Source organism: Cupriavidus mimosae (genome assembly GCF_023952485.1).
GTDB lineage: Bacteria > Pseudomonadota > Gammaproteobacteria > Burkholderiales > Burkholderiaceae > Cupriavidus > Cupriavidus taiwanensis_C.
This window is the reverse complement of record NZ_JALHRY010000001.1, coordinates 116,943-129,951: the sequence shown is the minus strand read 5'-3', so window position 1 is coordinate 129,951 and position 13,009 is coordinate 116,943. Positions and strand designations below refer to the sequence as shown.

General features: G+C 56.2%; 13 protein-coding genes. 2 read left to right on the top strand and 11 right to left on the bottom strand.

Going from position 1 to position 13,009, the window contains the following annotated elements:
• Positions 1–62: 62 nt before the first annotated feature.
• From adh to MKD50_RS00595, 7 genes are all read right to left on the bottom strand, one after another.
• Positions 63–1,583, bottom strand: a complete 1,521-nt coding sequence (gene adh / locus MKD50_RS00625) for an aldehyde dehydrogenase (RefSeq protein WP_111516979.1) — start codon at positions 1,581–1,583, stop codon at positions 63–65.
• 91 nt (positions 1,584–1,674) lie between these two features.
• Positions 1,675–3,351, bottom strand: a complete 1,677-nt coding sequence (locus tag MKD50_RS00620; RefSeq protein WP_111516978.1) for a cation/acetate symporter — start codon at positions 3,349–3,351, stop codon at positions 1,675–1,677.
• Complete coding sequence (locus MKD50_RS00615) at positions 3,351–3,659, bottom strand: DUF485 domain-containing protein (RefSeq protein WP_111516977.1); 309 nt, start codon at positions 3,657–3,659, stop codon at positions 3,351–3,353. The genes MKD50_RS00620 and MKD50_RS00615 overlap by 1 nt, the downstream gene beginning before the upstream one ends.
• A 36-nt stretch (positions 3,660–3,695) precedes the next feature.
• Positions 3,696–4,139 carry an OsmC family protein gene (locus MKD50_RS00610; protein WP_111516976.1) on the bottom strand — a complete coding sequence of 148 codons (444 nt, stop codon included), beginning with the start codon at positions 4,137–4,139 and terminating at the stop codon, positions 3,696–3,698.
• Positions 4,140–4,670: 531 nt separating this feature from the next.
• A complete protein-coding gene (locus tag MKD50_RS00605) occupies positions 4,671–4,982 on the bottom strand; it encodes a carboxymuconolactone decarboxylase family protein (RefSeq protein WP_234825090.1) in 312 nt (103 codons plus the stop codon).
• A 103-nt stretch (positions 4,983–5,085) separates the two neighbouring features.
• Positions 5,086–5,421 carry a carboxymuconolactone decarboxylase family protein gene (locus MKD50_RS00600; RefSeq protein WP_078199044.1) on the bottom strand — a complete coding sequence of 112 codons (336 nt, stop codon included), beginning with the start codon at positions 5,419–5,421 and terminating at the stop codon, positions 5,086–5,088.
• Between the two features lie 33 nt (positions 5,422–5,454).
• On the bottom strand, positions 5,455–6,249 hold the full coding sequence (locus MKD50_RS00595) for an SDR family NAD(P)-dependent oxidoreductase (protein ID WP_252666061.1): 795 nt from the start codon (positions 6,247–6,249) through the stop codon (positions 5,455–5,457).
• Between the two features lie 485 nt (positions 6,250–6,734).
• Here MKD50_RS00595 and MKD50_RS00590 point away from each other — a divergent pair, with 485 nt between their 5' ends.
• Positions 6,735–7,553, top strand: coding sequence for a sulfite exporter TauE/SafE family protein (locus MKD50_RS00590; RefSeq protein WP_252666060.1), 819 nt, complete (start codon positions 6,735–6,737; stop codon positions 7,551–7,553).
• A 236-nt stretch (positions 7,554–7,789) separates the two neighbouring features.
• Here MKD50_RS00590 and MKD50_RS00585 read toward each other — a convergent pair whose 3' ends face one another.
• Positions 7,790–8,356: a TetR/AcrR family transcriptional regulator gene (locus tag MKD50_RS00585; RefSeq protein ID WP_111516973.1), complete on the bottom strand. Its 567-nt coding sequence runs from the start codon at positions 8,354–8,356 to the stop codon at positions 7,790–7,792.
• A gap of 80 nt (positions 8,357–8,436) precedes the next feature.
• Between MKD50_RS00585 and MKD50_RS00580 the strand changes: the two genes are divergently transcribed.
• The gene (locus tag MKD50_RS00580) at positions 8,437–8,781 is read left to right on the top strand and encodes a hypothetical protein (RefSeq protein ID WP_252666059.1); all 345 of its coding nucleotides are present in this window, start codon (positions 8,437–8,439) and stop codon (positions 8,779–8,781) included.
• A gap of 566 nt (positions 8,782–9,347) precedes the next feature.
• Here the strand turns inward: MKD50_RS00580 and MKD50_RS00575 are convergent.
• The 3 genes from MKD50_RS00575 to MKD50_RS00565 all read right to left on the bottom strand — a co-directional run bounded on the left by MKD50_RS00575 (position 9,348) and on the right by MKD50_RS00565 (position 12,803).
• Complete coding sequence (locus MKD50_RS00575) at positions 9,348–9,989, bottom strand: hypothetical protein (RefSeq protein ID WP_252666058.1); 642 nt, start codon at positions 9,987–9,989, stop codon at positions 9,348–9,350.
• Between the two features lie 53 nt (positions 9,990–10,042).
• The gene (locus tag MKD50_RS00570; protein ID WP_252666057.1) at positions 10,043–10,582 is read right to left on the bottom strand and encodes a hypothetical protein; all 540 of its coding nucleotides are present in this window, start codon (positions 10,580–10,582) and stop codon (positions 10,043–10,045) included.
• 1,714 nt (positions 10,583–12,296) lie between these two features.
• Positions 12,297–12,803, bottom strand: coding sequence for a DUF6471 domain-containing protein (locus MKD50_RS00565; protein ID WP_256503064.1), 507 nt, complete (start codon positions 12,801–12,803; stop codon positions 12,297–12,299).
• Positions 12,804–13,009 lie beyond the last annotated feature (206 nt).

Sequence of the window (13,009 nt, the reverse complement as noted above, 5' to 3'; positions counted from 1 at the left end):
CTACCGGAATAGATGGAACAACCACCCCGGGGCTCCCACGAGGGAGACCGGGGACAGAAAGATCAGAAGAAGCCGAGGGCGTTCGGGCTGTAACTGACCAGCATGTTCTTCGTCTGTTGGTAGTGATTAAGCATCATCTTGTGATTCTCGCGCCCCATACCAGACTGCTTGTAGCCACCGAACGCAGCATGTGCCGGATAGGCGTGGTAGCAGTTGGTCCAGACACGGCCCGCCTGAATTTCGCGACCAAAACGATAGGCACGAGTGCCGTCGCGGGTCCACACTCCTGCTCCGAGACCGTACAACGTATCGTTGGCAATCTCGAGTGCTTCCTCTTCAGTCTTGAAGGTCGTCACCGACAACACCGGCCCAAAGATCTCCTCCTGGAAGATTCGCATTCTGTTGTGACCGCGGAATACGGTCGGCTTGATGTAGTAGCCGTTCGCGAGGCTGCCGTCCAGAACTTTGCGTTCTCCACCAGCAAGCAATTGCGCTCCCTCCTGCTTGCCCAAGTCGATATACGAGAGGATCTTGTCGAGCTGTTCGTTGGATGCTTGAGCCCCAATCATGGTCGACAAGTCCAACGGGTTCCCCTGTTTGATTGCCTCGACGCGCTTGATTGCGCGCTCCATGAATCGGTCGTAGACCGACTCCTGAATCAGCGCGCGAGAGGGGCACGTGCAGACCTCACCTTGATTCAGGGCGAACATGGCGAAGCCCTCGAGCGCCTTGTCGAAGAACGCATCATCCTTGTCGAGAACGTCCTCGAAGAAGATGTTGGGACTCTTGCCACCCAACTCCAGCGTGACCGGAATCAGGTTCTGGCTGGCGTACTGCATAATCAGCCGACCGGTCGTCGTTTCACCCGTGAACGCAATCTTGGCGATGCGCTTGTTGGATGCCAGCGGCTTGCCAGCCTCCAAACCGAAGCCGTTGACGACGTTGAGAACGCCCGGGGGTAGCAAGTCTCCAATGACCTCGAGAAGCACCATGATTGACGCGGGCGTCTGCTCAGCGGGCTTGAGCACCACACAATTGCCTGCGGCCAGAGCCGGGGCAAGCTTCCACGTTGCCATCAGCAACGGGAAGTTCCAGGGAATGATTTGCCCGACGACACCAAGCGGCTCGTGGAAGTGGTACGCAACGGTGTCGCGGTCGATTTCCGAGATGCCACCTTCCTGAGCTCGAATCACGCCGGCGAAGTAGCGGAAGTGGTCGATAGCCAGTGGCAAATCCGCAGCCATCGTTTCACGCAGCGGCTTACCGTTGTCAATCGACTCGGCTACAGCCAGTCGCTTCAGGTTTGCTTCCATCCGGTCGGCGATGCGTGCCAGGACGTTTGCTCGCTCGGTGACCGAAGTTCGTCCCCAGGCGTCCTTGGCAGCGTGCGCAGCATCCAGGGCGAGTTCGACGTCATCCGCGTTCGAGCGTGCGATCTTGCAGAAGACCTCGCCAGTAATCGGCGACTGGTTATCGAAATACAGGCCGGAAACCGGGGGAACCCACTTTCCACCGATAAAGTTGTCGTAGGACGATTGATACGGAAATTCGATGCCCAAGAATTGCATCTCGGCGTGGTTCATTTTGTTGCTCCTTAGTTATATTGGGATCCGGCGTCTTACATATAGACAGTCGTCATGGCCGGTGGCGACTGCGCTTACCTTGGAAATGCACTCAATGTTTGCTTGCGCTCGCTGCACCCAAGCCGGTTTGGGCCCGGATCCAGCTTGCGTCAAATGCACCCCGTTCCACTTTCGAGCGTTCCGTCTTGTCGAACTTCGAAAAGACAAATGCTGCAAGAAAGGCAATTGGCATCGAGAAAAGAGCGGGGTTCTCGTAGGGAAACACAGCCGCAACGTTGTGCAGTACATCTACCCAAACCGCCTTGGATAGAATCACCATGGTCACCGCAGAAGTCAGCCCTGCGATGCCCCCCGCCAGTGCGCCACGCGTTGTGAGGCCTCGCCAGTAGATGGCCAACACAAGCACCGGGAAGTTGGACGAAGCGGCGACTCCGAAGGTCAGGCTCACGAGAAACGCAACGTTCTGGTTTTCGAACGCCGTTCCGAGCACAACCGCGACCACGCCCAAGCCCAGCGTCGCCCAGCGCGAGACACGCATTTCGGAGCTTTCCTTTACCTTCCCTTTGCAGATGATGTTGCTATAGATATCGTGCGCGATGGCAGATGCACCAGCCAATGCTAGGCCGGATACGACGGCGAGAATCGTTGCGAACGCGACCGCGGACAAGAATCCCAAGAAGATATTCCCGCCGACTGCGCTTGCCAGATGCATTACCGGCATGTTTCCGCCGCCCAGGATCTTCCCTCTTACATTGCCGCCTTCGAAGAACGCTGGATCACTACCGACGATGACAATCGCGCAAAGCCCCAGAGCACAAACCATCAGGAAGAAAGCTCCAATCAGGCCGCTCGCAACAAATACACTTTTGCGAGCCTCCTTGGCGTTCGGCACAGTAAAGAACCGCATCAGAATGTGGGGCAGACCTGCTGGGCCCAGCACTACGCCGATTGACATGGAGATGGCTGAGATTGGGTCAGAAAGCAACCCATTGGGCCCCATGATCTTCCCACCATCCTTGTGAACGTCGACGGCTTGCCGAGCCAGTTCATCAAAGCTGAATCCGAAGCGAGACATGGCCAGGAACAGCAGCAGCGCTCCCCCAAAGAGAAGCAGTGCTGCCTTGATGATCTGTACCCACGTAGTGGCGATCATGCCGCCGAAAGTCACGTAGACCACCATCAAAACGCCCACGACAATGACCGCATGCTGATAGTCAAGTCCGAAGAGCAGCTTGATGAGTTGGCCTGCGCCTACCATTTGCACTACCAAGTAGAAGCACACCACCGTGAGGGAGCTCACCGATGCGAAGAGGCGGACCTTAGTTTTGTCCAGACGGGCCGAGACGATATCCGCCAGCGTGTACTTCCCCAGGTTCCGCACCGGTTCGGCAAGCAGAAACATGATGATTGGCCATCCGACGAAGAAGCCAATCGCGTACACGAAACCGTCGTAACCTCTCGCGAAGACCAGGCTGGACAACCCCAAGAGCGTGGCGGCGGACATGTAGTCGCCGGCGATAGCCCACCCGTTCTGCATCCCTGTGATACCCCCGCCTGCGCTATAGAAGTCAGACGTCGAGCGCGTTCGCCTGGCCGCCCACCACGTAATTCCAAGGGTTGCAAGGACGAAAACCAAGAACATCAGAATTGCCGGGACATTGAGGGGCTGCTTTTCCGCTGCGGAAACAACAGGCCCACAGAAGGCACTGCCAACCCAAGCCGCCAGCAGACTTCCGACAATGATGTGGTGCAAAGACGTTGAACGCATCAGTGCACCTCTCGCAGAAACTGGGCGTTGAGATCGTCGAAGCGACGATTGGCACAGAAAACGTACCAACCAGTAAGCAACCAGGAGAGGATGATGAGCGCGGCACCAATAGGCCAGCCTACCGTCACGAGTGACTTCTCCGAAATTGGCAGGCTGAGCAGGGTCGGATAGAAAGCGGCAGTAAGTATGAATCCGTAGTATCCGACCAGCACGACGAGACTCAGGACCATCGATAGCCTGGTTCTCTCATATACCAACTCACGGAAGCACCGGTTTCTCAAGAGCTTCGTGATTTCTATATTTTTCATTTGTCTCCTCCATTTCTTGGGTCTTGATGCCCTAGGCTAGGAAATGGATACCTTCGCTTTCAATGAGTTTCGGATGAAGCAGTTCTTGTGTGCCGCTGCGTGCAACCGAGCAAGGACATTGCTGTCCGGCAGCTTGGTACCGCCAAAGACGACCTTGGGACTAAGCTCGACCCGGCCGATACCCAGCAGACCATCCTCCAGTTTCTCCAGGTGACCGACCGGCGAGTCATCGTATTGCTCGACTCGGTACCCTTGAAGATCCGCAATTGCGAGAAATGTGAGCATGTGGCAACTCGCCAACGCTGTGACGAGCAGTTGCTCAGGATCTGCACACCGGCTGTCGCCCTTGTACTCTTTCGACGCCGAGACGTTCACGTTCTGCTCGCCATTGAGCGATACCTGGTGGTTGCGCGAATAGGTATCGCTCTCCAACGGATGAGCGGTCCTGCTCCAGTGAACAGATGCGGCATGCTTTGACATCGTTTACCTCCTATTTGAGTGGGGAGTCCCTGCCGAGGCGCATGTGTGTATGCGTGCTAGGATCGTAGGGCTCATCCACATAGGCGTAAAACGACATTTCTTGCTTCGATTGCTTAGGCCAGCTAAGCCTCTAGGCAACCAACCATTGCATGGAGTAAGGTCGAGGCCTCACGCTGGCGTGGAGGCCCGGCCTCAGTCCTCGCGTCCAGTGGACTAACATCAGGATCCAGAGTTAGTTGTGACAGCAAAGTCTGCCCTGCGCTCCGAATGAACAAAAACCGCGGCCGCAGTTTGCTAGCCCAGCGCGTTCCCGCAATCCGAACGACTCGTACGGCATGTGCAGATAGCAGGAGGAGCAATGGTGTTCCGCTGCTGCGCGTGTAATAGCGCACACCATGCAGAAGTTGTCGCTGGCATGCAATCACCGCTTGGATGCGATGTAAAGAAAGATAGTTAAACAGTCGCTCCCCTTGCGACCGAGCATTGCATCGCAAGAGGATTTGTACCGTCAAGGCACACTACGCCCCGAGCTTAGAGCTCTTCAAAAGCTTCGAGCGCGCGGGCAGAGTAGACATAGGCAGCCCCAGCGTTAAGTGCAATGGCCGTGCCAAGCGCTGCAGAAATCTCAGCCTTGCTTGCACCAGCCTTCTTAGCCGCGGCTGCGTGCGCGGTAATACAGCCGTCGCATCGTGTAGTCACTGCAACAGCCAGGGCGATGAGTTCATGAGTTTTGGCATCCAGGATGCCGTCTGCGCGAGTTGCGGTTTCCAGGGTGTGGAACGCTTCTGCCACAGGCTTGTTTGCTTTCGCGAATCCGCCAACGCTCTTGATCAGATCCGTCATTCGTTCAGTCCATTTGCTCATAGCTTCTTTGCATCCTTTCAGTTTTAGCTGCTAGCTGGGTATTACGTATTCGTTGTCGTGTATCGTTGCCCAGAAGGAGACCTTACAGTTCCTCGTAAGCTTCCAGAGCTCGGGCGGAATATACGTACGCAGCGCCTGCATTCAGGGCAATTGCGGTACCAAGTGCCGCCGAAATTTCGGCCTGGCTGGCCCCGGCTTTCTTTGCGGCAGCGGCGTGCGCGGTAATACAACCGTCGCATCGGGTGGTCACGGCTACGGCCAGCGCGATAAGCTCGTGGGTTTTGGCGTCCAGAGTCCCCTCGGCTCGGGTCGCAATCTCGAGGGTATGGAAGGCCTCTGCCACCGGCTTGTTGGCTTTCCCGAAGGCTCCGACGCTCTTTACGAGCGCCGTCATTTTTTCAGCCCATTTTGCTGCCATGTAACGTCTCCTTTCAGGTAAAAATTTCGCGTATCACTTTCCGAGTTTCCGGCCTGCCGACACACCACCGTCGACGTCCCAAACTGCCCCTGTCACCCAGGAAGCCTTATCGGAAAGCAAGAAAACGATTGCCTCGGCGACATCGAGGGGCGTGCCATTGCGGCCGAGGGGATGAAAGCTATGGAAATCTTTAAGGGCGTCGTCCAGCTGCTCGCCGGGAATGAAGCGCTCGAAGATTCGGGTTGCGACGATGCCCGGGCAAACTGCGTTGACACGAATGCCATGCTCTGCCAACTCGGTTGCCACATGCTTGGTCATGGCTTCCAGCCCAATTTTCGCCATGGAATAGGCTGAAGCAGGCACCGTTTCAATGGCTTGTTTCGCTGCACTCGCCGTGATGCTGACGATAGAACCCGGCTGTTTTCTGGACACCAACGATGCAGCGACCTGCTTGGTGATGAAAAACAGTGCGCGGTTCAGGTTGAGATAGTTGTTGTAGTCTTCCAGCGAGTGTTCAAGGAATGCTTTCGGGTAGTAGATCCCTGCGGCATTCACGAGCATGTCAATATCCTTGTGCTCGCTCTCCAACTTACTGATGAGGTCTTGAACGCTCTCAAAGTCAGAGAGATTGGCCGTCAGGGCGAATGCCTTAGCTTCTCCCGTGACTGCAGCTAGTTTTTGGCGAGCTGCTTCCGCCTTTTCCGTGCGGTTGCCGATGACGACGACAGCAGCGCCTTGCTCGGCGACCATCAGAGCTGTCTCGAGGCCGATTCCGCTTGTTCCACCTACGACCAGGAGTTTGCGGCCGTCAAATTGTTTAGCTTGCATAGTTTTTCCTCACTTGGGAGCGGTCAACCTACCAACTAGTTGGTAATCTCCCTGGTCAAAAAAAGGCGCTGCGCCATTTGGGTTGTATGGCCATCCCGAGACGCAGCACCCTACCTACTAGTTGGTTAGTATCGTATGCGAGCCGTTTAGTACTGTCAAGGTGAGATTTCGAGTTACTTTAGACGCACTTTGTGGTCTAGCTGCCAAAGGCTGCCATCTGCCGCTATGGCAGTGAATATGTCGCACTAGGCGCTGCTCTTCGCCCGCAAGACGGCCTCTCGCGCTCGCTGTGTCCTTGTTTCTTCTGAGAAATCAATGGAAATCCTGGTCATGCCTTCAGGCAGGCACAAAAATTGATCCCTTACCAAAATGGATCGTTCATGACGGACTACGTGGCAGCGCAACCCCACATCGCTGCCGGGATGTGCGTGCCGGGGGCGTCTGCCCGCCCGTGAGTCCCTCATATTTACAGTCGAACTACATCAATGAACAGTTTTATTGGCAGCAGCGCGGCACTAGGTGCCGTAGTCGGTGTAATCCTGGCTCTAACCGGCGCAGGTGGCGCCATTCTCGCAGTACCACTGCTGCTGTTCGGTTTGCATTTGAACATCGCAGAGGCTGCGCCAGTGGCCTTGCTTGCGGTTAGCCTGTCAGCTGCAGTTGGTGCTGCCATAGGATTGCGTGCAGGCATCGTGCGCTTCCGAGCCGCCGTACTGATGGCTGTAGCCGGTACAGTCGTATCGCCGATCGGACTTTGGCTTGCACACCGTCTGCCTAGTGGTCCTTTGACTTTGCTCTTCGCTCTGGTTTTGGCCTTCGTGGCCCTGCGGATGTTCGTGCAGGCGCCCTCAAAGCCGAATCCCAGCCATTACTCCTCGCAGCCTTTGCCGCCTTGCCAGTTGAGTAATGCTACTGGCCGCTTTGTCTGGACGGCCTCCTGCAGCCGTGCACTCGCTCTCTCTGGGGTTGGCGCCGGCTTCCTATCCGGCCTACTCGGCGTTGGAGGGGGTTTCGTCATCGTCCCTGCTCTTAGAAAAGCTACCAACGCCCCGATGCACGCAATTGTGGCGACATCCCTGACCGTTATCGCACTGGTCTCCGCTTCCGGGGTTGTATCTACTGCGATTGCGGGGCGTATGAACTGGAGCGTCGGTTTGCCGTTCGCAACAGGGGCCTTGCTCGGAATGTTGGGCGGTCGACGCGCCGCAAGCAAACTAAGCAGAAGGCACCTTGAACAAGGTTTCGCTCTGGTCGCTGCCTTGATTGCTCTCGGAATGGTTGTACGCGTCGTCATGCGTACCTAAGGCACGGACACAAGGCTACGCCATCCGCCAGTATGGTCCGCGGGAGAGGGGTTATATCTACTGCCAGATATCTACCGTGATGCTGGTCTTAGAACGCAGGCCGCAAGCCAAGTCAAGCAGTGCGGAGCGCTGGACGCGGCCCCCTTACCGTCGCGCTAGCCAATCCTTCAGCCAGGCGCTTCGGCTTCCTGCCGGAAAGATGTGATAGAGGGCGGCGGTTTCCTTCATAAGGTCGCTCAAACCGCAAGCTCGCGGAGCGACTCCTCAAATCCTGTAAGGATCGACGCATTGTCCCTTAAGGCCCAGCCCACGAGGGAGCCGCCCTCCAGGGAGCTGAGAAGCATTAGGGCCGACCGCTTCGCTGAGCGATCAGCACGCAGTTCCCCGGCAGCAATGCCGCCCTCGATAATGCGTTCTAGCCACTGCAAATGCAGCTGAAAGAAGGTCGAGGTCAATGACCGCATGCTCTCCGGTAAGACCGACCACTCCGCAGACAACGCGCCACAGAGAGGCAGCATGCCGTCATTCAATGAGTCAGCGAAAAGTTGAGCATGGGCAACCAGCTTGTCCTTTGCCTTACGGTGCTTAGCGTCGATGCGACTCAGACATTCCCGAAACCGCTCCAGATATTCGTTTACAAGAGCAACACCGAGGTCCTCTTTCGTTGGGAAATAGTGATGGACAGCAGGTTTCGAAATCGAAGCGCTCTTGGCTAGGTCAGCATAGCTGAAATCAGAGTATCCGCGCGTGCGGATGAGATACTCCGCGTGTTGGAGAAGTGCAGTTCGTCGGTCTACGGTCATGACCGGCTTATACCTTCTAGTTGGTAAGATGTCAATGTCTCCCACCCAACCTGGCAGAAGGATACTCGCAGGACTTGCTGATGGAATTGGACAGGGAGCTCGCTGACGTCCTTCCCCAAGCGCAAGACCTCGTCTACCGCTTCATCGATGCTCCGGCAACCATGTCCAAGCGAGAGCTGGTCGCACTCTTGCAAGACGCTGGCACTGACCATGAAGTTGGGACGAAGAGACTGGAATTCCTTCTCTATTACGGCATCATTGGACTCCAGACGCCGGAGCGGACCTACTACATCTTCGACGTCAACTACGACCAAAAAGTCCTCCGAATCCGTGTCGAGCGGGCCGGTGAAGAGGCGGTCTTCGCAATTAATCCGGCGTTCTGGCCAGCACTGGACATTCGGTCTCCTTCAAAAAACGGAAACTAGTAGCACAGACTGGCCGGCGCTCACTTGCATAAAATGGCCGCGTTTCGAGCTCCTACAGCGCGGCCGTCCCACGAGAGGCTACTGCGCGGGATATGCCCAAATTGAGGATGTTCGCAGTGCGCGTCCTGCGTGAAGGCCGGTAGAGGTGCACTGGGCGACAATGAAGGGCCGAGGCCAAAGGCCACATTGTGAATGCTAAGGTCATTCGGGCCCAACCGGATGCTCGACGGTCGAGACGGCCAGATCTGAGAACGCAACTCCTTCGACAACGCCAGCATTGTTCCTAGAAGCTCGGCCCAGGCAATCTCAAATCAAATGCCTTTAAGCGATAGTACAAGCTTGATACTCTTAAACTGGTCGGGTTGTGGCACCAGCGGCACGCGGGCGGACATAAGCGGGTACCCTCGGGTCAAGCCCCACCACGCCGGCGGCGGCAGCTATCACAGACCGGCCGGGAGCCAAGTGCTTCCACGCCGTGTGTCGCCATGTCTAGCGGAAGCGCGATGAAAAGCGAGCACGGCATTTTGCCGTGCTCGCACGAGTTTCCCATCTACCTCGTGACCAGCTCAGGCCGGGTCGATTCCAAGCAGGGGTTGGTCGTCTGACTCGCTGTCTTGGAACCAATGTGGTTCGAAGCAATAGACGAGCCCCCTTTCGTTCGGATATGCAAAGCACTCGCGAAGACGGCAATACAGCCAATAGAATTCTTCATGTCCGTGGGCTTTGGCAACGTGCTCCCATTCGTCGAAGTCACGGACGAGTTTCGCGCAAACGGCCGGCCCGAATGTCACGCCTCTGAGTCCATAGCGAACCAACTCCCAGAACGGACCGCGGCCGCCTGTGTCGGGATACTTCTCTTTGTCCTCCAGGGCACCGGCAACCTGCACAACCCACTCATCCAGGGAACAATCCTTGATGAACCGCGCGTTCTTCGCAACGATAATTGTGAGAATTCGGCACCAGTCCAAGAAGATGAGATTGTGGTACTTCCCTTCGACGCGGCATGTAAGTTCCTTTTTCTCATCGTGTTCGTACACGGCGCCAATTTCCAACCCTTCGGCCAACCCAGGGTATGACCGAGGTGCCACGACAAAAACCACGTTCTTCAGTGGTTCGTTGGTGACTGCGCACAGGTCAAACTGCTTAGGATGTCGAGGTACTTCGCGCTTCTTTACGTCGGTCAACGCGACAAGAAAGCTTGATTGCATGGTTACTCCAAATGGGTCAAGTGCAAAACAAAGAGCGGGGCTCTATTGCGAGCTCATGAGAGCCGATAGTAGGACCTCACTATCCCATTCTTAGTCGCGTTCGCGAAACACGAACGCAGCCACCAATATGTCAAGTAGAACGCGTCGTCGTTGAAGGTGTTGTCGCCGATAAGCGTCGGAGGCAAGTCCACCTTTTCCAAAACCTTTGATGCCCGGTCATTCCACGCATCAAAGTCAGCGACAATCTTCCTGGCTGCACTCGGGCCGAACGCCTCCATCGAATAGTCGTTGTGAAGCAATTCAATAAAAGAACCGTCAGCGGGGTAGGCGTCCGGATTCTCTCGGTCGAAGCCAACCAGTTTCGCCAAGACGTCGTGCCAGTCCCACTTGAGTTCCAACGAGTATTCGTGCCGAAAATCGTAGGTGTAGATGGATGAGCTTTTCAGTCCATCGGACCCGTACAGATTTGGTGCCGCGTCGATATACGTCGCGTTTTCCAACCTGTGGCCGGTTCTCGGGTCTATCCACCACCCAAACAAGCTCACCCCCTCCTCCAGGAGCTTCAGGCCCTTGCACAACTCGTACATGTACATTTCTGTTGTTTCCTACATTCGTTGCGAGCGGGCCGATTGACCCACCTGCGCAGCATCGATGTAACTGCAAGAACGTATATCTCCGAAGCGAGTGGATGATTCGGGTGGACGGATGAGTCCAAGGTTTTCCAGCGATGCGAAGCAGGAGCGGGAGCTGAAAAGAGGAAGAAAAAGAGGCTGTTTTTGAAACGCTCGCGGGACAAAAATCAGTGCGTTAATCGCACCGTCGCCGGAAGTGCAGCTGCGGTCTAGCTAGGAGTTGCGCTCGGCCATGCAGGAGGCGACGTCGGTACGACGCCATCGAAGTGGAAGGTTGGGTCCCAGATGTGCGCGCAGAGGCAGAGTATGCGGCTGTCTTTTGGCGCGGCGGAGAATGGTTGCGGGACTGACCTTGAGAATGGCCGCAAGGTCGTGGGCGTCGAGGTAGGCGTTCGAGGGTAGATGCATGTCGAGCATAGGTCCGTCGGCCATTCAAATGCGACGGCTACCCCAAATGCGGTCGGCGAAGAGGAGGAATCTACCGGACGCCGGCAGCACCGCATCCCACACAGACGCATCTACACGGTGGCGCTGTGCCATGCTTGCGATCGCGTTCGCCTCGCTCTGGGCACCAACGAGACTGGCTATACCGTCTCACCGTCATGCGCCTTCCCTAGAGCCGAAGCCGTACTCGCCTAGTACCCTTTTCCGCAAGTCTAGAAATTCAGAGGTCACGTCGAGCGTCGTGACGAGCCGGGCATCGAAAGTGGCGCAACACTCCACGAAAGACGCCGCGACTGCCGCCACTCCTGGCTCGCCAACCAATCGATATCGTAGACCGTTCGCAGATTCAGCCACGAGTCTGCGGACGTCTTGAAAAACCAAGGGCTGAGTTATCCACAATCGTCTTGCAGCCCCAAATCGCCCGAAGATGTGCCATCGCGGATGGTACGTCTGCAAGAGCCGCCAATCCGTGACGTGGATTTCCTCCTTCCCAGCCAAGAGCGCTATGACTATCCCCATGTCAAATCTCCTGCTCCGCTAAAGACGAGCCACAAAGTCCACTACGCCGTAGGGGTAGCATCGTTTTTGTCTCCCGGCGGAAGATACTGCGAACTCACGTTTATCTGTCGCGTTACGTTGTTCACAATCACCCACATTGCCCAGGTATGCATGCCATCTGGGTCATCTCCTGGGTCGCCTATCAAGGTATAACGGCGTCCACTTCGGGTTCTTCCAGTCCGACTTTGCGCGTCAAACGACATGATTGCTGAGCTCACACGACCGGTACCGCTCGCAATGGACTGGCCAACGAAATGGTGCTCACCAGGCACGGTCTCAATGACCTGCCAACGACGCAGGCCAATTTCGGGCTCACTATCTAGAGATGTAACCGACCAAATTGGCATAGCTTGCCACCAAGGAGGAACCGCAGCTCTACTCGGCTTCAGTGATGCCTGAAACGCTGCGCGGACCTCAGCGACAGCTCGAAGGTTCGAGCTCAACTGGGCGTGGCGGCCAGCAACTGCGGATGGGGAAAGACCGCTGTCAGGAAGTAGTTCTGCTTATGAGCGACAGCGCTTGTGACGAGTGTAGGCCGTGCAGCAACAGAATCAAGGTCGGGAGTCCCGGTCTAGGTCTCTGAGAGTGACGTATTGGGAGAATGCTCAGCCTTTCCTTGCATTCTCTGTTTTATGGCCTAGGCTGTCGGTATGGTTTTTTACATACCGTGATTTTAACCACCATGCACGTACAACTTCGCAGTCTCTTCGATGTCGCTCTGGTCAACGAACCGCTGAAGCAACGTGACAGGAGCAACGGCTGAGAGTTGGAGCAGTAGCGTGAACGGAAAGCTTCCCGATGAGACTTGCTGCTCTAGCTGTGTGGCAGTCACCACAATGCCTAGCTTCAACAACCGTTTTTCCAGGACATCGTATGTCAGACCGTGATGTTCCAGCTCACGAAGAAAGGTTCTGGCGCAGGCCTCTTCCCATGACTCACGGCGCTTCGGCAACACCAATTCATCGGGAAGGTCAGCTTGCACTGCAGACAGAAGTTGGAAGAAGAAGCTGCAACGAAAGGAGCCGCGCTGAACCTTACCCTCAACGGCGCGAACGGACTCCTTCAAGGAGGCGGCCGCAAGGCAGTCGACAAGTTGCTCGTACGACACGCCTTTTCGCACCAGCAAGCCGCGGGCAGTGCGCGACGCTAGCCGCGTCCACGCTGTATCAACATGACTCAAGCGGTCCTCGCTGATGTTGTTGCCCTGTTAACCGTATACCGTTGAAACAGGGAATAGCCGACTCGTCCAAGCAGAAGTAAAGCCATCTCCGGCAGAGCCAGGCAACTCAAGAACGGTGCAGCGCATGCATTGTATCTGGTCCGTTCACCTGCGGACCACGATGCACGACAGTGTGCGCGCCCTCTTTTGCCAAGCTCTTCGTGGCC